This is a genomic window from Nonomuraea angiospora (assembly GCF_014873145.1).
Taxonomy (GTDB): domain Bacteria; phylum Actinomycetota; class Actinomycetes; order Streptosporangiales; family Streptosporangiaceae; genus Nonomuraea; species Nonomuraea angiospora.
This window is the reverse complement of sequence record NZ_JADBEK010000001.1, coordinates 2,835,750-2,857,994: the sequence shown is the minus strand read 5'-3', so window position 1 is coordinate 2,857,994 and position 22,245 is coordinate 2,835,750. Positions and strand designations below refer to the sequence as shown.

The window sequence follows — 22,245 nt, the reverse complement described above, 5'->3', positions numbered from 1 at the left end:
GGTGTCATGACGGTGGCTGACGCGGACCACGTCCTGCTCGATGTTCCGCGAGATCCGAACCCGGCCCCTGACCTGCCCACCACGGTCATCGGTCCCGCGACCCGCCCTTACGTGGCAGGTGTGCCCAGGCGAGCGGCCTGAGACCTGAAGTCCGCGACATCGCCGCGAGGTCCGCGACGCAGGCCGCCAGCATGCCGAGGGCCACCGGAAAAGGTTCCGCCCGTGGTCACCCGGGCGATGAACAGCACGGGCTCGCCCGCGCGCATCCCTGTCCAGCCGCCGGTCACGGGCAGCAGCTCGTCCACGTGCTGGGCCCCCGGGCAGGGGACGATCCGGTCGATCGTGACGAGGTCGCCGGTCACTGGGCCGGCCGCGCGGACGGCGGCCTCCAGGGCGGCGGGCGCGATGCCGTGGGCCGGCGGGAACGGTGTCGTCCACAGGTCGGCGGCCGTCACGGTGGGCGGCGGGCCGTCCGCCGCCCCGAGGACGAGCCCCGACCAGGCCAGCCGGCCGCCGTCCCGCGTCGCGCCGGGGTGGGGGACGGGCGCCGGAGCCGGGAGCGAGGGCGGCTCGGGCCGGTAGAGCAGGCGCATCGAACCGGCGACCGCGCCGTCGGCGGCGGTGATCGAGACGTGTACGGTCCAGCCCTCCTCCGTCGTCTCGCCCACCGCCGACGTGGTGAACCGGCTGCCCTCCTCGGCGAGGACCAGCGCCGACGGCCGTACCCGCACCTCGCGCACCGAGGCCAGGTGCTGGAGCGGCCAGCCGGGCGGGACCACCCAGTCGGCGACCGAGCACGCCTGCTCCACCAGCACCGAGACCGGCAGCGCGGGCCGGCCGTCCACCGTGAAGTCGGTCAGGCAGGGATGGGCGCCGGGCCGGTGGACGATCGAGCCGCGCAGGGAGCGGAACGGCCGGAACTCCTCGACGGTGCCGAGGAAGTGGGCCAGGCCGTGTAGCCGGGGCAGGTCGGGGTGGCCGGTGAACAGCCAGAAGCCGCGCAGCTGGGTGGGCACGAGCGCGCCACCGACCTGGCCGATGAACATGACCTCGCCGGTGCCACCGGAACGCAGCTCGTCGATCCAGCGGCGCACGCCCTCGGCGGGGTCGATGGTGGACACGTAGCGGACCGCCGCGTCGTAGTTGGCGATCACGCCCAGGCGCTCCCACGTCGGCCAGCACAGCGTCTGCGTCGGCAGCCCGTACGTGTTGCGCGCCCAGAACCCCAGCCTGGACAGCGCCTCGTTGCCGGCCGCGTAGTCGATCTGGCCGATCATCCCGCCCATGCGTCCGGCCAGCGACCCCACGTTGCAGAAGACCTTGAGCGCCGCCCGCCGCTCCGGCGTGGCGAGCACCGCCCTGGTCAGGGCCGCGAACCCCGACACCTTCACCTCGACCGTGCGCACGACCTCCTCAGGGGTCTTCCGGTCGAGCCTGGTCGGCAGGTCGATGCCGGCGTTGTGCACCACCACGGTCGGCGCCGGGAGGCGGGCGAACAGGGCGTCCACCTGCTCCTGCCGGACGCAGTCGCACGGCTCGTAGGCGATGCGCAGGCCGTCCCGCCCGGCGGCGGCCAGGTTGGCGGCGACGTGGCGCAACTCCGACTCGCGCTTGAGCGCCGCCCGCGCCTCCCGCAGGTCGCCGGCTGTGCGGGCGGCGGCGATCCGGGCCCGGCGGTGGGCGGCGTAGCGGTCGTCCGGCAGCGTGAGCCAGTCGGCGGTGGGCAGCTCGTCGCGACCGGTCACCACGACGCGGCAGCCGAACCGCTCGGCCAGGCCGCGGGCCAGCGCGAAGCCGACACCGCGCGCGCCGCCCGAGATCAGCACCAGGTCGTCCGGGCCCAGGTTCAGGGTGGGTACGGGCTCCGGGCTCGGCAGGGCGGTGAGGGCGTGGCGCACGCCCCGCCGGTAGCCGATCTCGAACAGGTCCCAGGCCGCCAGCTCGGCCTCCAGCAGCCCGGCGAGCGCGTCCGCGTCGGCGGCCTCGGCGGCGTCGACGTCCAGCACCTTCACGGCCAGGTTGGGCAGCTCGCGGGGCAGGCACTTGGCGAATCCCGCCCAGATCCCGCCCAGGGGCGAGTCGATCGGCCCGTCGTCGTAGCCCATGAGCCCGCCCATGGCGGTGACCGCGACGTAGCAGCACCGGTCGGCGCGCGGCTCCTCCCGCCAGGCGCCGTACCGGTGCCGCACCATGCGGGTGGTCCTGGCCAGCGCGTCCCGCCATTCGCCGCCGCCGAGCCGGTACGGGACGCCGGTGACGTTCAGGTCGACGATGCCGTCCCAGTCGCCGCCCTCCGGCTCGTGGCCGGGGACGCACACCTCGGCGCCGAGGCGGTCGGCCACGCGCCGGGCCAGGTCCGCGTCCGAGCCGATGACGAGCAGCCGCCGCGCCACCGGGGACGGCGGCGGAAGCGGGTGCGGCACCGGCTCCCACACCATGCGGCGCACGGGCCGTACGAAGGAGCCGGTCTCGAACGACACCAGGTGCGGCCGCACCGGTGCGGGCGCCGCGACCGTCATGCCCGCTCCTGAACGACCGCCGGCAGGCCCGAGCTCGGGAACAACGTGATGTAGTGGCCGCTGCGCACCTGGCGCGTGCCCGGCAGCCGCAGCCGGTACCGCTGCGACAGCATCGCCACCGCCGTCACCAGCGTCGCCATCGCCAGCCCCTTGCCGATGCACATGCGCCGCCCGCCCCCGAACGGCAGGAAGGCGTGCTTGTGCCGGCCGTCCTGGGCGCCGTCCAGGAAGCGCTGCGGGTCGTAGGCCTCCGGGTCCGTCCAGTGCTCGGGGGAGCGGTGCGTCCCGTACACGCTGAGCAGGACCGTCGTGCCGGCCGGGACGTGCCGCCCCGCCAGGGTGTCCGGCTCGACGGCGTCGCGGGGGAACTGCCAGACCGGCGGGTGCAGGCGCAGCGCCTCGTTCACCGCCGCCGTGGTCTGCGGCAGCTCGCCCAGCCGCTCGGGGTCGGGCGGGTCGCCGGCCAGCACCTCGTCCACCTCGCGCTCGACGGCGCGGCGCGCCTGCGGGTGGCGGGCCAGCTCGTACATGGTCCAGGCGAGCGCCTGGCCGGTGGTGTCGGAGCCGGCCAGCAGCAGCGTGCGCAGGTTGTCCGACACCTCCGTGTCCGACAGGCCGGCCGCCAGCAGCAGCCCGGCGGCGTCCGAGCCGGGCTCGCCCGCGGCCCGCCGCTCCTCGATCACCTGGCGGATGATGCCGTCGAGCACCCGGTTCGACCACTTGCGGGCCCGGTGGTAGCGCGTCGGCACGAACGACGGGATCAGCGACGAGAAGCCCTTGATCGTACTGGTGTAGATCACCTTGTTGGCGATCGCGGCGGCCCGGGAGTAGTCGGTGCCCGACAGGTCCCGGCCGACCAGCGCCATGCCCATGACCCGGCCGGACACGTCCATCAGCTCCGGCGCGACGTCCACGACCGCGCCCGAGGCCGCGTGCTCCGACCAGCGCCGTAGCACGGCCCGCGTGGCGGCGACCGCCTCGCGGGCGTTGGCGGTGACCCGCTGCGGGGTGAACGCCGGCTGCACCGCCCGGCGCGGGCCGCGCCAGCCGTCGGTGTCGAGCGTCAGCAGACCCGTCCCCATCATGCCGAAGAAGCCCTGGTAGAGGGTGCCGCGCTGGTAGTTGTCCGGGTTGACCCGCAGCACCCGCTCGATCGCCTCCGGCTCGGTGATTTGGACGAACGGGATGGGCAGCTGCACCGACACCAGCGAGTCGCGCTCCTGCATGCGCAGCGTGTAGGCCAGCGGGTCCTTGAAGTAGGGGATGGCGTCGCCGATCACCGGCAGCCCTCGCGGGCCGTGGGCGACCGGGCAGGTCCCTTCGCGGTTCATGGGCGCTCCTCGCGATCGAATCGCTCTCTGTCGACGTACTCGCCGGTCTCCTGGTCCACGTAGCCGACGACGGCGCCGATGATGTCCTTCACCTGCAGCAGCACTTCGCCGCTCGACGCGACCGCGATGGCCCGGTTGTCCGGCTCGGGGTCCTCCAGGTCGAGGTCGACGGGCGTGACGTACAGCTCCACCGGCTCGGTCAGCGCGGCGAGCGTCAGATCGGTGTGCCCGCCGTACAGGTCGATGCGGCGGATCGAGCGGGGGATCGCGACGGGCGTCCAGCGGCCCGCCACCCGCTCCAGGACGGCCACGCGCACCAGGCCGTCCAGCGTGACGGACGGGACCAGCAGGTCGGGGAACCAGCGGCCCAGCGCGGGCGCGTCGAGCGCGAGCCGGCCGCGCCGGCCCAGCGGATGCGTCCGGGTGCCGGTGGTGGAGGCGAACACCTCGCGCAGCAGCACCTCGGAGCCCGGCACGTGGTACGGGTCGCGCAGCGGCCGGCTGCCGTGCTCGTCCCAGTGCGTCCAGGCGGGGCCGGGCACCGGGGCGTCGCGCAGCCGTACGGTGACCGAGAAGTGCACCCGGTCGCGGGCGACGGTGACGCCGTTCGGGGCGACCACGTCCCCCAGCACCTTCACCGCCACCACCGACTCGCGCTCGTCGGCGCGCAGCAGCCTGGCGGTGAGCCGCTTCACCTCCGGCCGGTCCGCGCGGTAGATCCGCAGGAACGACTCCAGCCGCAGGTCCTCGAAGACGACCGGCACCCGGCCCGGCACCAGGGCGACGGCGGCCTGCGCCGCCAGCTCCGGGACGAACGTGCCCGGCAGCGTGGGATAGCCGCGCACCTGGTGGAGGTCGAGATATCCGTCCCTGTCCATGGAGAACGTCCGCTCGGCCACCAGCTCGGCGGCGTCGCGGCGGAGCACCCGGTCGATGTAGGGCAGGGGCCGCGTCGCCGCCCGGGCGCCGGACGGCGCTCCCGCCGAGAACTCCAGGAACTCGGGCACCGCGGCCCTGATCGCGGCCCGCTCCTTGTCGCCGAAGAACACGGTGACCGGGGCGTTCGGGGCGGCGGCCAGCTCCGCCATGAAGTGGTCCACGCCCTCCTCGGTCGGCGTCGGCGTGAACTCGCCGCTGCCCTCCAGGAAGTCGCGCATCAGCGGGGTGGCGCCGAGGCCGAGGTCGCGCCAGAGGGTCCAGCCGATCGTGAACTCCCCGCCGGCGTTCATGGCGCTGGTGTTGAGGAAGTCGTTGGCGGCGCCGTAGTCGGTCTCGCCGCGCTGGCCCGTCAGGCCGATGAACGAGCCGAAGTTGCACCACAGGCGCGGCTCGCGGCCCCTGGTCGCCTGCTTGAGGTTCAGGTACGCGCGCACCTTCAGGTCGCGCACCGCGCGGAAGTCCGCGACGGACTTGGCGGCGACGCCGGACGCGCGGTTCGTGCCCGCGATGTTGAGCAGCAGGTCGATCGGGCCGTCCACGGTCGCGAGGGCCCGCTCGACAGCGCCGCCGTCCCGCAGGTCGCAGCGCAGGTAGCGGACGCGTCCCGGGCCGCACAGCCGTTCCAGGCCGGCCAGCGTGCGCCTGACCTGGCGCGCCTCCCCGAGCCGGTCGAAGCGGGCGTTCGCCTCCGGCACCGAGGCCCCCTGCCGCACCTCGGCTCGGATGAACGCGCTGCGGTCGAGCTCCTCGCCGGCCTCGTCCGGGAGCTCGGAGCTGCCCAGCACCACCAGACGCGGCCGGTGGCGCGCGGCCAGCGCCTCCAGGATCGGCGCGCCGATGCCGCGCGCCCCTCCGGCGGCCACGACCAGCGCGTCCGGACCCAGCGGCGGGGCCTCGGACGGCGGGACCGGCGCGGGCACCGCCCTCGGGGTGAGCCGCAGGCCGCCCGCGTGGTAGGTCACCGGGATGAGCCGCCGCGCGCCCAGCTCGGCGCTCACCGTGGCGAGCACCTCGTCGAGCGGCACGTCCTGGTGCACGGTGGCCAGCACGTCGGCGCCGGGGAACTCCAGCGCCAGGCTCTTGACCAGGCCGGTGAACAGGCCGGTGAAGGGCAGCGGCACGCCCGCCTCCGTCACGCCGCCTATGACGCTCACCACGAACGAGCCGCCGTCGAGGTGCGGGGCGCACTCCTTGGCCTTGATGAAGGTGCGTTCGTGCAGGTCGAGCAGGTCCTCGGCCGGCTGCGACCAGCGGGCCGCGCGCAGGCGGGGGTCGGTGGCGTCCACGATCACCCTGACGTGCGCGGACACGCCGTCACCGCGGCCCGCCGCGAAGCCCGCCACGTTGGTGAGTACGACCGCGTCCGGCGGGACGGCCGGCGGGGCCGCGCGGACGGGCCGCCGCGGATCGGGAGCCAGCTCGAACACGTGCCGGTCGAGCAGCCGCCCGCTCACACGCTCGGTGGTGTCCCGGGCGGCGGTGTCCCGGGCGGCGGTGTCATCCCGGCGGGTGGGGTCGGTCAGGCGATCGGTGGCGTTTCGATCGGTGGCGTCCTGGCCGGTGGGTCTGGTCAGCCGGATGAGCCGTGGCCGGGCGCCGGGATCGGGCCGGAGTTCGATCGTTCCGTCGCCGCCGCCCTCCAGGAAGGCGATGAGCTCGCGGGCGCCCTGCGCGCCCAGCAGGTTGGTCCGAGCGCCGCTCATGCCGTGGCCTCCAGCCTCTCCTGCGCCGCCGCCTCGACGGACACCTCGGCCAGCACCGGCAGCCCCTCGGCCAGGGCCAGCGACTTGCGGGTGACCGCGAACAGGAACGTCCCCTCGCCGATCGGGCCGCCGCCGAGCAGCTCGCCCCATGACGCGAGGCTGTTGCCGTTGCTCCCCGCCACCAGGGCGACGTCCACGTCGCCGAAGTCCAGGTAGCGCCCGGCCAGGTCGAAGGCGTCGGCCAGCGAGGCGGCGCCGCCGTCCACGGCGATGTTGAGCCCGCGCAGGTCGAAGTAGCCGCACAGGCGGGCGGCGATCACGTTGGGCATCTCGCCGGGGAAGGAGTCCTCGTCCGGCTGGGCGATCAGCCTCGTCACGCGCTCGCGCAGCTCGCCCGCCCGCTCGTGCGCCAGGTGGTCGAGCTCGTCCAGGTAGGCGCGCACGGCGTACAGGACGGCGTTGCGCGTGGGCCCGGTGTGGCCCACGACCACGCCGGTCGTGCGGCTGTGCTGCGCGCAGAACTCGCGGATGCGCGGCTCCAGCCGCTGCATGCACTCGATGATCATGAGCTGGGTGCGGTCGGTCGCCCGGATCGTGGAGGCGGGCAGCCGCAGGCGGGCGAACGGCGGGTGCGGATAGCCGTCGCCGAACGAGTCCGGCAGGAGGTGCCGCCCGCGTGCCCACGCGCCGACCTGCTCGTTGTCCTCGGCGCCCGGTACGTGGGCCGACCAGCCGACGATCACCATGGGCTCGCCGTTCCTGGCCCCGTAGCCCGCCCTGGCGGGCCGGCCGGACCGGAATTCCTGCACCAGCAGGTGCGCGTTGGTGCCGCCGAAGCCGAACCCCGACACGGCGGCGGTGCGCGGCCCGTCCGGTCGGGGCGGCCAGGGCACCGGCTGCGTGGGGATGCTCAGGTTGCACGACTCCAGGCCGAAGGCGTCCGGCGCCGCAGAGAAGCGGTGCTGGGCCGGGATCACCCCGTGCCGCAGCCCGAGCAGCGCGTGGATGACCGACACCACGCCGGCTGCCCAGCCGGTGTGGCCGATCAGGGACTTGTTCGAGGTCACCCGCACCGGGCGGGTGCCGGCGTAGGCGGCGCGCAGGCTGAGGAACTCGGCCTCGTCGCCCGCCGGTGTGCCGGTGGCGTGCGCGATCACCCAGTCGACCTCGCCGGCGGTGACGCCTGCCTTGCCGAAGGCTCGCGCGATGGCCAGCTCCTGGCCGGCGCTGGACGGCGCGTAGATCGCCTTGCCCTTGCCGTCCGCCGACAGCCCGACGCCCGCGACGAGCCCGTGTACCTTGTCGCCGTCGGCCAGCGCTCGCGACAGCCGCTTGAGGACCACCACGCCCGCGCCGTCGGAGAACAGCACGCCGTCGGCGCTCCGGTCCAGCGCGCGTACCTCGCCGCCGCGCGACAGGCCGTGCAGCTTGGAGAACAGCACCGAGCCGCCGGGGGCCAGCGCGAACGCGCCGCCGCACACGGCGATCTCGGCCCGGTCCGCCAGGAGGTCGCGTAACCCCAGGTCGATGGCGTAGAGGGAGGACGAGCACGCCGTGTCCACCATGAGCAGCCGCGTGTCCGCCGGGAGGATGCCGTCGATGGCGCTCGCGCCGACCCGGTGCGGGAGCGGCCGCGAGCGGGCGGCGTCGCCGTGGGGGAGCACGCCAGGCCCGCCGAGCTCCCGGTCCACCAGGGCCTCCTGCAGGTGCTGGCTGCCGTCCGGGGTGTAGCCGAAGCAGGCGGTGAAGCGGTCGGAGTCCCGCCTGGTCACGCCCTCGAGTGCCTGGTGAACGCTGTGCCGCAGCCACAGTGTGGTGTGGTCGAGCCCGGCGTCCGGGCGTTCGGCGGCCAGGGCGGGGTGCGGGGTGAAGCCGGTGATGAAGCCGGAGCGACGCTGGTAGGTCTTGTCGGGGGCGCGGTGGTCGTCGTCGTGGAAGCTCGTCACCGGCCAGCGGTCCGGCGGGACGTCCACGAACAGGTCGGCGCCCTCGTTGAGCAGCCGCCAGAACGCGTCGGGGTCGCCGGCCCCCGGGACGGCCAGGCCCATGCCGACCACCGCGATCGGATCCACGTCCTGGATCCGCTCCACGTCCTGGATCCGCTCCACGTCCTGGATCCGGTCCACGGGCGGTGCCGGCTCCGGCACGGGGGCGGGGTCGGGGGACAGGGCCGCGCGGTGCAGCGACATGCCGCCGTCCGCGACCACCGTCTGGCCAGTGACCCAGGCCGCGCCCGGTGAGGCCAGGAGCAGCACCAGGTTCGCCAGATCGGCCGGGGTTGCCAGCCGGCCCATCGGGGTCGCGGCCACGGCGTTCGCGCTCATCGACGCGAACCCGGGGAACATCCGGCCGACCGGGTTGTCCAGCAGCCCGGCGGAGGCGGTGTTCACGCGGATCCCGTCCGGGGCGAACTCGGCGGCCAGGTAGCGGGTCAGCGCCTCCAGCGCCGCCTTCGACAGCCCCACCGGCAGGTAGTTCGCCGGCGCGTACGCCGCGCCGACCGAGGAGACGTTGACGACGCAGCCCGCGTCCGAGGCCGCCAGCAGCGGGCGGGCGGCGCGGGCGCACCACAGCGCGCCTTTGACATTGGTCTCGTACGCCTGGTCCAGGTGCTCTTCGGTCAGCTCGGCCCACCCGGCGAAGGTGCCGGCGGCGGCATTGTTGACCAGCAAGTCCAGCCGCCCGTACACCGAGGTGACCTCGTCGAACATCCGGCGCACCTGGTCCTGCTTGGCCACCGACGCCCTGATCACCCGCACTCCGCCGCCCAGCTCCGCCGCCAGCGCCTTGGCCGCGTCGTAGGAGTGGAAGCAGTTCAGCACCACCGTGGCGCCCGCCTCGGCGAGCGAGCGCACGATGTGCGCGCCAACGCTGCCCGCGGCGCCGGTGACGAGGGCCACCCGGCCCTCGAACCCGCTCTTCACCGCCGTCATGCCGCGTCCGCCCTGGCCAGCGAGTCGACCACGAAGTCCACGACCTGGCCGAACGTGCGGTAGTCGGAGACCCGCAGATCCTCGGGGCGGGGGCCCAGCTCGAACAGCAGGCCGAGCCGGCTCATGAGCTCCACGCGCTTGACCGAGTCGACGCCGAGGTCGGCCTCCAGCTCGGCGTGGTCCTCGAAGACCTCCTCCGGGTACTCCAGGGTGGTGGCGTAGAGGTCGCGCACGCGCGCCGCGATCGCCTCCCTCGGCTGCGCGGCGGCGGGCCTCTCATCGGCGCCGGCAGCTCGGCCGGGGCTGTCCGCGGAGGTGGCCTGCGCGCCTTCGGCGGTGGGGACGGTGCCAGAACCTTCGGCGGTGGCTGTGACGTTCGGGCCTTCGGCGGTGGCTGTGGCCTGCGGGCCTTCGGCGGTGGGTACGGCAGGGGCGATGCGCGGGCCGGTGGCGGCGGGGGCCAGGAAACGTCCGGTCTCCCGCAACGTGTCCACGTCCGCCAGCAGCGGCGTGTGCACGGACGCGGCCCGGTGCGCCGCCCGCACCCGCGACGTCAGCGCCCGCCCGGCCCCCACCTCGACCCAGACCCCCACACCCGAGCGGTGTAGCCGCTCGACGGCCGCGCCGAACCGCACCGGCGTGACGAGATGGGCGGCGAGCAACTGGCCGAGGTCGTCCGAGTCGCGGTAGTAGCGGCCCAGGATGGGCGAGAAGACGGGCACGCTCAGTCCCCGCCGGCCGTACCCGGTAAGCCTGCGGCCCAGCTCCTGCGCGGCGGCCGTGAGCAGCGGGCTGTGGAACGGATGCGGCGCTCGCAACACCGTGGCGGACAGGCCCACAGCGTCGGCGATCGCGGACGTGCGCCGCAGCGCGTCGGCGGGCCCCGACACCACCGTCTGCTCCGGCCCGTTGTCCACCGCGATCACGGCCCCGGAGGTCGGCAGCAGGTCAAGGATCTGCTGGGCCCGTTCCACGGCACAGCCCAGCGCCAGCAGCCCGCCGCCGCTGCTGTCGTGCTCGCGCAGTGCGATGATGCGATGGCAGAGGATCTCCGCGCCCTCGGCGACGTCCAGCGCGCCGCCGGCGACCAGCGCGGCGATCTCGCCGAGGCTGTGCCCGACCAGCACGCTGAACCGGGCGCCCTCGTCGGCGAGCGCCCGGAACGCCGCGGTGGACGTGGCGAAGACGGCCAGCTGCAGCACGTCCGGCGCCTCGTCGAGCAGACGCTCCGCGGATTCACCGGAGCAGGCACGCCCCAGGCCTTTCCCGAGCATTCCCCGGGCCACTTCGTCAATGGTTTCGACCGCTTTGGCGACACCATCGCCATGCGTTTTCAAACGCTCCAGAATGTTCGGCTTATAAGCGCCCTGGCCTGGGAAAAGGCCTACTACGATTTCGATGGTGCTCAGCATTGTCTCCCCTTCCCGAGCACGACGGACGGGCGAATCGGCCGCCCCCATGAGATCCCCGTGATAAAGATGCGTGCGGGGGATTGACGCATTTGACGATAACCACGGCCGGGACTTGCGGAACACCCCTAGGGCGCGACCTCTGGGGTGACCCGGTGGGGGCGGAGGGGGAGTGCGGCGCCATGCTGACGGCGCGCGCCCCCACCGGTGCGCGCCGGGCCCTGCTCATCGCCCGCGCCTTCACCAGCGGCCACCCCGCGGACGCCGGACGTGGCTGACCTCATCCACCCTGCGGCACTGCACCGACAAGCAGACCGACGCTCGCCAGCGGCACGCCCTGCCCGCCCTCTCACACCGATCCCCCTACCGCGGCGGCCGCGCGGCCTCCCTCGAAGACCAGCCCGGCCTCGGCCCAGTCCTGTTTGCCCCCGGCATACACCCGCACGCCGGCGTTGCCCAGCCGGACGAACGCGGCAGGAGTGATCACCGGCTACCGGGCAATCGTCACCCGCCGACGACGTGGAAAGCGTGATCATCCCCGGCTGCGGCCACTATCCGGCCGAAGAGGCACCTGAGGAGATACTGGCGGCCCTCAAACCATTTCTGATGGTCCCGCCGCTGGGCGATCGGAAAGGAAGGGGTGGCCCGGCCGACGCGGTCCTTGGCCGCGAACCTGCGCGCAAGTCGCGGTTTCGCTGTCGTGCCGGAGCGGTTCCGGAGCCTACGGCTGCGCCTCGCGGCCGGCCTCGGCACGATTCGGCCGGCGGCTCCCGCGACCGGCGGCTGGAGGGGTGCGCAGCCGTAGGCGCTCGCCCTGCGGTCCGAACATGATCAGATATTCCACCGGTCCGCCGAGTCCGGCGTTCGCCAGCCCGTGCGGGATGCGGGTGTCGAACTCGGCGACGTCCCCGGCGGTCAGGATGAGGTCTTGGTCGCCGAGCGCGAGCCACAGCCGCCCGTACAGGACGCACAGCCACTCGTGGCCGTCGTGGGAGACCTGACGGGGCCGCGCGGGCGGGTCCTCGAGGGCGGGCAGGACGTGCTTGTGGGCGTGCAGGCCGCCGACGTACCGGGTCAACGGCAGCACCGCCTTGTCATCCCCGAAGCTCAGCGGCGCCCTGGCGCGCGGCTCGGCCGCGGGGGCGGGTGCCGTGCTGGCCAGCTCGTCCAGGGAGACGCCGTACTCCTTCGACAGCTGCAGCAGCACCTCCAGGGTGGGCTTGCGCCGGCCGGTCTCGATCCGGGACAGCGTGCTGGTCGAGATGCCGGTCGCGCAGCTGACACCGGCGAGCGTCGCGCCGTGGTGCTCGCGCGCGGCCCGCAACCGGGGCCCCATCGCGGCCAGCGTGCCGTCCACGTCGTCGGCTGCCACCTTGCCCGCTCCTTCTTGCCGTACCGCTCCACCGCTCTGTCCTGTGAGTTTGCCAGAATGGCAAGGCTGGTCGCGTCGGGCGGGTGCCGCGCAGCAGGATCGATGGGTAGCCGCGCCCGCCCGCGAACCGAGGAGAAGCCCATGCAGCCCGAGCCGACCGCCGAGCTCCGCCACCGCACCGTCGAGGCCCCGGCCGGGCGCCTGCACCTGGTCGAGCAGGGCACCGGCCCGCTGGTCCTGCTCGTGCACGGCTTCCCCGAGTCCTGGTACTCCTGGCGCCGCCAGCTCCCGGCCCTGGCCGCGGCCGGCCACCGCGCGGTGGCGATCGACGTGCGCGGTTACGGCCGCTCCTCCAAGCCGGAGGCGATCGACGCCTACCGGATGCTCGATCTGGTGGAGGACAACCTCGCCGTCGTGCGCGCTCTCGGCGAGGAGAACGCGGTGGTCGTCGGCCACGACTGGGGCTCCAGCATCGCCGCCGCCTCGGCCCTGCTCCACCCCGAGGTCTTCCGCGCCGTCGGCCTGCTGAGCGTCCCCTACGCACCGCCCGGCGGCCCCCGCCCCAGCGAGATCTTCGCCCAGATCGGCGGCCTCGAGCAGGAGTTCTACGTCTCCTACTTCCAGGAGCCCGGCCGCGCCGAGGCGGAGATCGAGCCCGACGTCCGGGGCTGGCTCGCGGGCTTCTACGCGGCCCTCTCCGCCGACACCATGCCTGCCCCGGGCGAGCCCGACCCGCACTTCGTCACCCACGGCGGCCGGCTGCGCGACCGCTTCCCCACGGGGGTCCTCCCGGCTTGGCTGAGCGAGGACGACCTCGACGTCTACGCCGGGGAGTTCGAGCGCACCGGGATCACCGGCGCACTCAACCGCTACCGCAACATGGGCCGAGACTGGGAAGAGCTCGTCCCGCACCGCGGAGCCCCGATCAAACAGCCGTCCCTGTTCATCGGCGGCGCCCTGGACGCCTCCACCACCTGGATGTCCGACGCCATCGACGCCTACCCCACCACCCTTCCCGGCCTGTCGGCCTCCCACCTCTTGGACGGCTGCGGCCACTGGATCCAGCAGGAGCGCCCCGAGGAGGTCAACCGCCTGTTGACCGGCTGGCTCGCCACCCTCCGGGGCTGAACCAGGCGGGCCGGCCGCGTCCAGCACGCACCACATCTTGGTGGCCAGGTGCTTGCCCGCCGGAGTGAAAATCCTGTTGAACGTCAAGTTCATGACAGCGCTGCGCGGCAAGAAGGAGTTGTGAAAATTCAATCTGGCGTTTCGTCGACGGAAACACCGGTGACGAACGCAAGAACGTCTGCAGCCGTGGCGAAGTGACGGGTGGCTGGTTCGGGCAGATACCCCTCCTGTTTGAGCAGGGGAAGGACGTCATCGACGGCGTTGCGGATGGTGCCCCGGCTGACGCCGAACAGATCGGCCAGGGTCTGTTGACTGCAAAGGTGGCGCTGGGCCAGGACGGTGGCCAGAATGCGGTCGACATCGGTGATCTTCTGCGGGAAGACGCCACGGCGCGTTCCCGGTCGTCGGTCGCCGCCGCGGCGATGGTGGCGGCGCTGTTCGAGGAGAGCCTGGTAGGGAATGGTGAGCCGTTCGGCCAGGGCGTGGAAGTCCTGGCGAGGCATGCCGGTCAGCTGTGGGTGAGTCAGCGCCTGGAAGATGTGCATCTGACTGGTGACCGCGCCGTGGTCGAGCCAGTCACGCAGGTCTTGGGCCTGGGAGAAGTAGTGCGTCGTCTGGCCCAGCGTGATCTTCTGTTCGTCCATGAGGGCACGGGTTTCCCGGATCGCCTCGCCGATGGTGACAGCGTTGGTGCCGAGCAGAGCGGCCAGGACTTTCTGCGGGCAGACCTGACGCAGGTAGATGACGGTGACCAGGACACGGTCGGCATGGGTCAGCAGAGGCCGGCCGTGGTTGCCCGGAGCCTTGAGACGTCGGCGGCCGCGTGTCTGGAACTTGCGCTGCTCGGCCTGGGCCGCTTGCGCGGGTGCCAGAAGACGGCACAAGGCATCCAATTCTTCGCTGGTCATGCCGGTCAGCCGGGGATCGGCCAGCATGGCCAAGGTGCGGGTGCGGGACTGTTCGCGCTCGTCGGTGCTCAGGGCGGTGCTGCCTGGACCGGTGGGCGCGATGGTGTAGTTCCAGGTTCCCCGGTGCTCATGGGCGGTGATCGGGAGTAGGCACAGGTAGTCGCGGCTGACGGAAATTCCGGTCGGGTAGGCACCGGTGTCCAGCTCGGCATGCACGCGCAGCCCGGTGCGGGTGCGGGTGGCCGCGATGCTGTTCACCACGACTTCGTGGCTGGTCAGTGGCCTGCCGCGCCAGTTGAGGGTGATGTGGGAGAACAGCCGGTGCTCGATCTTGTTCCACTTGGAGGTGCCCGGCGGGAAGTGGCAGACGGTCACTGTCAGGCCGGTCTCGGCGGCGAACGCCGCCAGCTCGGCCTTCCAGAGCCGGTAGCGGTAGCTGTTGGAGCCGCCGCAGTCCGCGGTGATCAGCAAGCGGCCGGCGCCGGGGTAGTCGAGGTGTCCGCGTGCGCGCCACCAGCGGCGGATCGACTCCACCGCGAAGACCGAGGTGTCATGGTCGGTGCCCACGTTCACCCAGCCGGAATCGCGGGTCAAGTCGTAGATGCCGAACGGGATGGCCACCTCAACGTCCGGGCCGATGAAGTAGAAGCTGTGGTCCTCCACCCGCACCGGATCGCCCTTCGGGCGCCACTGCCGCCCCAGGTTCGGCAACTGTCCGAGCTGCTCCTTCTTCTTGGCGTCGATGCTGATCACCGGCTGGCCGGCCGCCTGGTGCTGCTTGACTTGCTCGTTGAGATACCGGAACTGGGCATCGCGATCAGGATGTTGGGCGCCCTCCAGGGTCTTGGCGTTCGCCTGAAGGCTGAAGCCCTGGCCGCGTAACAGCCGGCCCACCGTCGGTGCGGAGACAGGATGGCCCTGCCGGGTCAGTTCCTCGGCCAGGTTCCGCAGCGACTTGGTCGTCCAGCGCAGTGGTGAGGTCGGATCGCCGCGCTCGTCCGGCTCTACCAGTGTCAACAGGGCGGCGATCAGGTCGGGATCGAGAGCTTCGGCCAGCTTGCGGCCGCCTCCGGCCCGTCGCACACGGCCATCGGGCAGAGGCCCCTCGCCCGCTTCCAGCTCCGCCACCCCGGCGCGAACCGTCGTCTCCGATACTCCTGCCACGGCCGCCACGAGCCGAACCCCGCCATGCCCAAGCAACCGCGCTTCCTGAGCCAGCAGCAGGCGCCGCTGACGCTCGTTGAGATGCGGCAGCAACACCTCACACCGTGCCGCGAGCTGCTCGTGAACCTCGTTGGAGATCGCCATACCACTTCAACGAGTCCATGATCGGAAAGCGACGCTTTATTTCTTGACGACTTCGAAGCGTCAGTAACGCTATGTGACTCGATCGCGACGGGGATGCGGGCCCGCGACGAGCGTCATGGCCGCGAAGGCCAGGTTGTATCCGGCGACGACCCGGTGCAGCAGGGACCCGGACGCGTCGAGGTCCCGGCCGATGCTCGGCAGCGCCACCGCGGTTCCCGAGATGGACATCGCCACCAGCACGACGCTGACCCGGAGGCAGACGCGGACAGCCCATCAGCTCAACCTAAGTTGAGGTCAAATGTGCTGGTGAGGGCTCTGCTCGACAAAGGGCAGCGGTGGACCTGCCGGCCAACTCACACCTCGGTGCGGCAGGGCGGGCCAATTCACTTTGCCTGACATGCCTTTACTGGCCCTCATGCGGCTGACCAGCTACTTAGCTTGACGACCCCAGATAAAGCAGGCTGCGTTCGTCGCCACCCATCAGGGCCGCGCACCCGTCCAGCTTGAGCCCGACCGCCTGTACACCGTGGCCCAATCCAACAACGTCGAGATCGCCTACACCCCGACCAACTCCTCCTGACTGAATCGCATCGAGGCCCAGTTCACCGCCCTGCGCTACTTCACTCTCGACGGCACCGACCATGCCAGTCACAAGGAACAGGGCAGCATGATCCGCCGCTACATCATCTGGCGGAACAAGCACACCGCCGATGAACGCCTGCGCAAGGTTGTCGCCAGGGCCAACGTCGCCTGAATCATCAGATGACGGCTAGACGATAGACCTGCCGGGAACCGCCTTCCGGACCCGGATCGGCGGCCTCGGCCGGGGTGAAACCGAGACGCTCGTAGAAGGCGCGCGCACCGCTGGCAACGGCACCCGGGTGGTCGGCCCCGAAGAACAGCCCGCCGAGCAGACCGGGATCCGAGGAAACCGCGACGAGCGCCGTCGAACGGCGAATGTTGTTGTGCAGGTGGTGGTGGAAGCCCGGATCCTCAACCATCGGACCAAACCAGTGCTCCACCTGGGCTGCCAGGCCAAGAAAGCCGGGAAAGTCTTGCTCCGCCGCGATTCTGACGATCACACGAGCAGTATGACCGAAACGGGGCAAAACATTGCCTGATGCGGCACTAATTCAGGTGGTGGACGTATCAGGGCTCGGCCAGGGCCGTATGCCCGCCGACATCTACAACGCCGTGGCGACGAGCTTGAGCGCGGCCGCCCGCGCGACTGCTGGGTGTGGACGGTAAGACGATCAGCCAGTACCGGGATGCGATCGAGGCCCGCGTGCAGGACCGCGAACAGAGGCGTAGCCGCACCCTATACCGGGTGCGCGCGGTCATCGAGGCGCTGAACGAGACTCGCCAGGGTTCCGGGGTCGCAGCCGAACCGGAGGAGGACCGCCGCAGAAGATCCTCAAGCCAAAGGCCCGGTTCGGCTGGCCGGGTCGAGCCCCGACCGGACGGTGGCGGGCACCACGGCCTTGGAAGCGGGGGCGATGAAGTCGCCTCCGCTTCCCGAGCAGCTCACGCCGACCGGCGGTTCTTTGCGATCATCTCCAGAGAGAGCGAGCGGATGGCGTCAGGTCGGCTCCCGGTCGCGGGGCTGGTGGCCTCTGTACTCCTGGGCACGGACGGCGAGTTCCCGGAAGAACACCGGTGGTGGTGTGACCTGGCCCTCGTGCCCGATCGGGGAGGGTGCCAGCGGTATGAGCAGGTCGGTATTGGGTGAGTGCAACCATAGGGCGGTCTGGTAGAGCTCGGGGATTTGCAGGAGCCGGAGATCGAACCCTGCCATTTCGAGCTGCGGCAGGGCTCGTGCGGCTCTAACCGCGGTCGCGGTCGCTCCGACGGATGAGCTTCTGTAGAACGTTGGCGGGAAGGTGCGGTCCGGCGTTTCGGCGACCTCGGCGCCGGCGAGCACCTTGCCGCCGGACTCCAGCAGGAATCGCCAGCCCACCGGCTGCGCCACCTCCAGGCGGCCGCCGGCCTCGATGTCTTTGACGAGCAGGGCGAACACCCGGTGGGGGGTGGACACCTCCACGTCATCCGGGGAGACCTCGCCCAGCAGTTTCGGGCCCTCCCCGCTGGCTCTGGCGATCAGGCCGAGATGGGAGCGTGTTTCCTCCCGAATCCGTCCCGGCGGTTCAGGCATGTTCAACGGCATTGCATGCTCCCTGTGGCTAGTTTCGCCGAGTCTTGAAGGTCCTGTTCCAGGTGCCGTTCGGGCCGCCCGGATAGCCGCCGAAGAGCGTCTCCCACGCGACCCACATGATGGGATCGTTCTCCTGGCCCGCGTATGTCCCGTGCGTGCCCTGCCACGGGTCATGCACCCAGACGTGCACCAGTTCACCGGTCTCCGGGCGGTAGCTGTACCCCCAGATGTTGACGATGTGGCCGGAGAGGCCGCCACCCCAGCCGATGTTCATCATGATCGGGCGTCCGGCGTCTATCTCCGCCTTGACCTCGTTCTTCGTCAACGCCGGGAACCTTCTGATCTGCACCCACCCGGGTGCCTCCACCCAGTCGAGGCAATTCCTTGCATCGTCGGGGGCCGGGACGTAAACCCCGGCTTGCTGCAGCGGCCCGGCATCCGGCCACCAGCCCTGGTTGCAGTCCCCGCGTAACGCGCCGTCCGGGCAGCACTGGAACGGTTGCTGGGCGGCGAGCCGGGAGTCTTTCCTGTTGAGGACCGCGGTGGCGAACCCGCACTGGGTCCATGCTCGCGCGTTGGCGTAGAAGTTCGCGATGCTGATCGTTGTCGCGTTCCAACACCAGTATGTCTTTTCCTGGTATTGACGCCAGCTCCAGTATGTGGAGCCGAGACTCTTGATCATTACGCTCTCGTCTGGTTGTGACATGCGATGCCATCCCTTCGCTACGCGGGAGTTACGTCGTCACCGTCTTGCGCCTCCTGGCCGGCCCGGGAGGGCCCATGCCGCTGACGTTAAGAGAGCGCAACTGCGCTCGCAATGATCGCGATCTGTCAGGTTGGACCGAAACAAACAGAGTGGGGCTCACATTTTCAATTGCGGCTGCCCCTTACGTCTTGGCCTTCCGCTCAGCCACGACCAGCAGCGCCCCGCACGGACTCGTCTCCTCGGCGCAAACCGCGAGGTCCGGGTCGAAAGCACCCAAGCCTCGGCCTGGTCGCATAGGGCAGATCGCTTCGGCTCTGCCACTCCCGTCCCATCAGCCTCCGAGTGGACTGCCGTAATCGTCACCACCCTCGTGGCCTCATCCGGCCACTGGCGCAGCAGCTTGGCGCCAGGCGAGGGCGCGCTGCCACCCTTCCCCGATCGCCGAATCCGGCGTCGGTTGAGGCGCAGACCTCTGATGTTGGTCCCGAGCGCGGATCGGCAGTTATGGGCGGCGGGCGGCGCTGACGATCAGCTTTGGATAGTGCGGGTATACCGCCGGACGGGGATCTCAGAGAGTGTTTGAGAAGAGTATTTATGTTTGGCGTGACGCCGTGACGAGAGGCGTTGGTGCGTTGAGCAGGAGGTTGCATCCGTAGCTCTTCCGGAACAAGGATCCCGGCCGCTACAGTGACGCCTGCCCGTGATCACGATCATGGGACAGAACGCCTGGAAGGACGAGGAGATGGCGCGACGTGCAGTAAGGACGGGTGCCGGAACGCTGGCGGTCGCGCTGGGTCTCCTGGTAGCAGGCACGTGCTGGCACACGCCCGTGGTGATGGCGACGCCGGTCGCCCTCGCTGGCCATCCTGCCAGGCCTGCACTCCCTGCAGAGGCTCCGCCCTTCGGAAGTGAGCTGCGCGGACCGTTGAAGGGCCACACACGCGGCATCAGCGCGCTCGCGATCGGCGAGCGCAGCGACGGCACCCGAGTCATCGTCTCTGCCAGCTTCGACAAGACGCTGCGGGTGTGGAACCTCGACACGGGCAAGCCGCTCGGCAGGCCCATCACCGGCCATCACCGGCCTGCGTACGACGTAGCGATCGGTAAGCGCAGCGACGGCACCCCTGTCATCGTATCCGGCGGTGAGGACGGCACCGTACGGATGTGGAACCTCGACACCGGCAAACCCTTGGGCAAACCGCTCAGAACCGGGCACGCGCTCGTCCACGCGGTCGCCGTCGGGAAGCGAAGTGACGGGACGCCGGTCATCATCTCCAGCGGCGAGGGCCGCAAAACGGTGGCGCTCCACATGTGGAACCTGAACACCGGCAAGCTCATCGGCAAGCCGTGGTGGGGTCACTATTCCGGCGTCATGGACATTGAGGTCACCAAGCGCGCCGATGGGAAGCCCGTCTTTGTGACCGGCAGCACCGACTCAAGGATACGGATCTGGAACCTTGACACGCGTAAACCCATCGGCAAGCCTCTCAACACCTGCTTCACCTGCATGGTGTACGGGATGGCGATCGCGGAGCGCAGCGATGGACAGCGCGTCATGATCTCGGCAGAAGTCCCGAACTTCCCTCTGGACGAGGGAAGCCCACCAGCGACGCTGCGCATCTGGAGCCTGGAGTCGGGCCGGCCCCTCGGGGAGCCCCTGACGCATGAAGGAAACGCCCACCACCCCTTCGTCGTGACAACCAAAGACGGTGACGGCACCCCGGTCATCGTCTCAGGTGGCAACGACCGCAACGTGGTGGTGCGCAACCTCGATACCGGCCGACCCCTTGGCGGCCCCTTCACCGGCCACACCGACGACATCAGCGCTCTGGCTGTGGGCACACGCGAGGACGGCACCCCCGTCGTCGTCTCCGGCAGCCTCGACACCACGATCCGGGTGTGGAGTCTCGCCTGAGCACCCATCACTGACGCCTACTTCCTGGGAAGAGCCATTTCTGAGTGCGTGCTTGAGATGGACGAGCAGCCTCAGTCGCAGACGTAGCGGGGCTGACGTCGAGCGGGTCCCCCTCGGGCGATGCGGCGGGTCATGCCAGCGATGGCAGCCCAGCGGATGATCGCCTCGGAGACGGCAGGGTCGCGTTCATAGTCACGAGCCAATCGTCGGCAGGCGGTCAGCCAGGCCAGCGTCCTCTCCACCACCCAACGGCGGGAGATGACGCTGAAGCCGCGCTGGTCAGCAGGCTTGGGCACGATCTCCAGAGTGGTGTGCAGAGTGTCGCGGGCCCAGTCCACCAGCCGTCCCGCGAAGCCCGAAGACGTGCCGGATCGGGGTGGTCAGGTAGGCCGACAGCAGAGCGGTCTTGGCGCCGTCGCGGTCTTGCCAGCTCGCGGCCATGACGGCGACCGTGACGAGCAGACCGGTGGTGTCGGTGATGATGAACCGCTTGCGGCCGTTGACCTTCTTGCCCGCGTCGTAGCCGCGGCTGTCGCGGCCGACGGTGTCGGCGCCCTTGACGCTTTGGGAGTCGATGATGCCCGCCGACGGCTCGTCGGCGCGGTCGGCCTGGCGGCGGGCTTTGATGCGCAACTCGGTCAGCAGCGCTTCGGTGACGCCGGCCTGTTCCCACTGCTGGAAGTACCAGTACACGGTCTGCCAGGGCGGTAGGTCGGTGGGTAGGTACCGCCAAGGGCAGCCCGAGCGGACCACGTACAGGATGGCATTGACGATCTCCCTGCGCGGATGCTTCTCGGGACGTCCGCCGGTGTCCGGCTCGGGCAGTAAGGGCTCGATCAGCTCCCACTGCGCGTCGGTCAGATCTGAAGGGTAGCGATCAGGGGGCATCCGGCCACCCTGACGACACCAGCGCTCGTCGTCACACTGCCACGCCGAACATGAACGATCTTCTCAAACACGCACTCAGTCGATCGGCTCGCGATGTATCCACTCGACGAGATCGTCGGACGCGAGCGCCCGCACGCGCGCGGCGTACCGGGCGAGGTCGGCGTCGTCGAGGAGGTCGCGCCACTGGCCGCTCGTACCGCGGCTGAAGAACGCGGCGGGATCGATCCAGTGCTCCGGACCGCCGGCGGGGACGGTCGTGTCGGACTTGCTGCGCATCGACTCGAACGTCGCCGCCTGGACCAGGCGGGGCCATCGGTGCTCGTCGACGTCGATGCCGAGGCGCGCGGCCATCTGCCGCATCTGCCCCTCCAGGTCGGCCTTTAGGTCGTCGTAGTGCAAGTACACGACGTCGAGATCGTCGGCGGCGTCCCGGAACGTCTGCAGGTGCTCTACAGTGCGCCGCAGCGACGACCCGACCTGCGTCGATGGCGTCTCGTCGTCGACCCACTGCCAGAAGCGGTCCCGCTCGCCGTCGGGGCGCGGCCGCGGTGGCCGCAATGGTCCGAGCTCGATACCGTCGATCGCGGCCGCCCGTTTGCGTTGGCTGAGGAACGCGCCGATGTCGGTGTTGTCGATATGGCGGTCGATCGACAGCCCCACGTCGCGCGGGTCCCGCCCGACGCAGATGTACGTGACCGTCGGATCGTTGGGTATCCCGTCGAGCGGCGTGTGGGTCTTGATGAACCGGCGGTGCGTCTGGGCTTCCAGGTCCGCGAACACGTCTGTGCGGGCGCGAGTCACCATGTCGATCCACGGCGAGAGCGTGTCCAACGGGAACGGGAGCTCCGGTTCCTGCAGTATGAGCAGGGCGCAGATCATCTGCGTCCACGTCGTCCCGCACTTTGGCGGGGTGCTGATGATGATGTCGCCGGGGCGGAGCTCGAAGCCGTCCCAGCGGTTGCTGTCGTACATACTCGTCTCGTAGCGGCGCACGGCCGTCATCCTTGCAGCGGATCTGATCCCGTGAGGCCCAG

16 protein-coding genes are annotated in these 22,245 nt (G+C 70.9%); 2 read left to right on the top strand and 14 right to left on the bottom strand.

What is annotated here, in order from left to right:
• Positions 1-107: 107 nt before the first annotated feature.
• The 7 genes from H4W80_RS13090 to H4W80_RS13060 form a co-directional block, all read right to left on the bottom strand.
• Positions 108-2,519, bottom strand: coding sequence for an SDR family NAD(P)-dependent oxidoreductase (locus H4W80_RS13090; RefSeq protein WP_192785346.1), 2,412 nt, complete (start codon positions 2,517-2,519; stop codon positions 108-110).
• Positions 2,516-3,850 carry a cytochrome P450 gene (locus H4W80_RS13085; protein ID WP_192785345.1) on the bottom strand — a complete coding sequence of 445 codons (1,335 nt, stop codon included), beginning with the start codon at positions 3,848-3,850 and terminating at the stop codon, positions 2,516-2,518. The genes H4W80_RS13090 and H4W80_RS13085 overlap by 4 nt, the downstream gene beginning before the upstream one ends.
• Positions 3,847-6,492, bottom strand: a complete 2,646-nt coding sequence (locus H4W80_RS13080) for a KR domain-containing protein (protein ID WP_192785344.1) — start codon at positions 6,490-6,492, stop codon at positions 3,847-3,849. Before H4W80_RS13080 ends, H4W80_RS13085 begins: the two co-directional genes overlap by 4 nt.
• Positions 6,489-9,425 (bottom strand): SDR family oxidoreductase, encoded by a 2,937-nt coding sequence (locus H4W80_RS13075; RefSeq protein ID WP_192785343.1) that lies wholly within the window; start codon positions 9,423-9,425, stop codon positions 6,489-6,491. Before H4W80_RS13075 ends, H4W80_RS13080 begins: the two co-directional genes overlap by 4 nt.
• Positions 9,422-10,699 (bottom strand): acyltransferase domain-containing protein, encoded by a 1,278-nt coding sequence (locus tag H4W80_RS13070; protein WP_192785342.1) that lies wholly within the window; start codon positions 10,697-10,699, stop codon positions 9,422-9,424. The genes H4W80_RS13075 and H4W80_RS13070 overlap by 4 nt, the downstream gene beginning before the upstream one ends.
• Before the next feature lie 484 nt (positions 10,700-11,183).
• Entirely contained in the window at positions 11,184-11,321 is a 138-nt protein-coding gene (locus H4W80_RS13065) for a hypothetical protein (RefSeq protein WP_192785341.1), read from the bottom strand.
• Positions 11,322-11,555: 234 nt separating this feature from the next.
• The gene (locus H4W80_RS13060) at positions 11,556-12,206 is read right to left on the bottom strand and encodes a helix-turn-helix domain-containing protein (protein WP_192785340.1); all 651 of its coding nucleotides are present in this window, start codon (positions 12,204-12,206) and stop codon (positions 11,556-11,558) included.
• A gap of 141 nt (positions 12,207-12,347) precedes the next feature.
• On the opposite strand from H4W80_RS13060, the gene H4W80_RS13055 reads away from it, so the two are divergent.
• On the top strand, positions 12,348-13,334 hold the full coding sequence (locus H4W80_RS13055; protein WP_192785339.1) for an alpha/beta fold hydrolase: 987 nt from the start codon (positions 12,348-12,350) through the stop codon (positions 13,332-13,334).
• Positions 13,335-13,462: 128 nt separating this feature from the next.
• Here H4W80_RS13055 and H4W80_RS13050 read toward each other — a convergent pair whose 3' ends face one another.
• The 5 genes from H4W80_RS13050 to H4W80_RS13030 form a co-directional block, all read right to left on the bottom strand.
• Entirely contained in the window at positions 13,463-15,550 is a 2,088-nt protein-coding gene (locus H4W80_RS13050) for an ISAzo13 family transposase (RefSeq protein WP_192785338.1), read from the bottom strand.
• A 69-nt stretch (positions 15,551-15,619) separates the two neighbouring features.
• The gene (locus H4W80_RS13045; protein WP_192794442.1) at positions 15,620-15,784 is read right to left on the bottom strand and encodes a hypothetical protein; all 165 of its coding nucleotides are present in this window, start codon (positions 15,782-15,784) and stop codon (positions 15,620-15,622) included.
• 524 nt (positions 15,785-16,308) lie between these two features.
• Complete coding sequence (locus H4W80_RS13040; protein ID WP_192785337.1) at positions 16,309-16,632, bottom strand: hypothetical protein; 324 nt, start codon at positions 16,630-16,632, stop codon at positions 16,309-16,311.
• A gap of 497 nt (positions 16,633-17,129) precedes the next feature.
• A complete protein-coding gene (locus tag H4W80_RS13035; RefSeq protein ID WP_192785336.1) occupies positions 17,130-17,714 on the bottom strand; it encodes a hypothetical protein in 585 nt (194 codons plus the stop codon).
• A gap of 16 nt (positions 17,715-17,730) precedes the next feature.
• A complete protein-coding gene (locus H4W80_RS13030; RefSeq protein ID WP_192785335.1) occupies positions 17,731-18,384 on the bottom strand; it encodes a C39 family peptidase in 654 nt (217 codons plus the stop codon).
• A gap of 724 nt (positions 18,385-19,108) precedes the next feature.
• Between H4W80_RS13030 and H4W80_RS13025 the strand changes: the two genes are divergently transcribed.
• Positions 19,109-20,323, top strand: coding sequence for a WD40 repeat domain-containing protein (locus tag H4W80_RS13025; protein ID WP_192785334.1), 1,215 nt, complete (start codon positions 19,109-19,111; stop codon positions 20,321-20,323).
• 71 nt (positions 20,324-20,394) lie between these two features.
• Here H4W80_RS13025 and H4W80_RS13020 read toward each other — a convergent pair.
• A protein-coding gene (locus tag H4W80_RS13020; protein WP_225963403.1) for an IS5 family transposase occupies positions 20,395-21,211 on the bottom strand; the annotation gives its coding sequence in 2 pieces (ribosomal slippage) (positions 20,395-20,658 and positions 20,660-21,211; 816 coding nt in all).
• 75 nt (positions 21,212-21,286) lie between these two features.
• A complete protein-coding gene (locus H4W80_RS13015) occupies positions 21,287-22,204 on the bottom strand; it encodes a sulfotransferase domain-containing protein (protein ID WP_318786841.1) in 918 nt (305 codons plus the stop codon).
• Positions 22,205-22,245: the final 41 nt, after the last annotated feature.

Coding starts and splice junctions, on each gene's coding strand:
- H4W80_RS13085 (WP_192785345.1), bottom strand. CDS start 3,850: ATGAACCGCGAAGGGACCTGCCCGGTCGCCCACGGCCCGCGAGGGCTG.
- H4W80_RS13035 (WP_192785336.1), bottom strand. CDS start 17,714: ATGCCGTTGAACATGCCTGAACCGCCGGGACGGATTCGGGAGGAAACA.
- H4W80_RS13075 (WP_192785343.1), bottom strand. CDS start 9,425: ATGACGGCGGTGAAGAGCGGGTTCGAGGGCCGGGTGGCCCTCGTCACC.
- H4W80_RS13055 (WP_192785339.1), top strand. CDS start 12,348: ATGCAGCCCGAGCCGACCGCCGAGCTCCGCCACCGCACCGTCGAGGCC.
- H4W80_RS13080 (WP_192785344.1), bottom strand. CDS start 6,492: ATGAGCGGCGCTCGGACCAACCTGCTGGGCGCGCAGGGCGCCCGCGAG.
- H4W80_RS13090 (WP_192785346.1), bottom strand. CDS start 2,519: ATGACGGTCGCGGCGCCCGCACCGGTGCGGCCGCACCTGGTGTCGTTC.
- H4W80_RS13070 (WP_192785342.1), bottom strand. CDS start 10,699: ATGCTCGGGAAAGGCCTGGGGCGTGCCTGCTCCGGTGAATCCGCGGAG.
- H4W80_RS13050 (WP_192785338.1), bottom strand. CDS start 15,550: ATGGCGATCTCCAACGAGGTTCACGAGCAGCTCGCGGCACGGTGTGAG.
- H4W80_RS13030 (WP_192785335.1), bottom strand. CDS start 18,384: ATGATCAAGAGTCTCGGCTCCACATACTGGAGCTGGCGTCAATACCAG.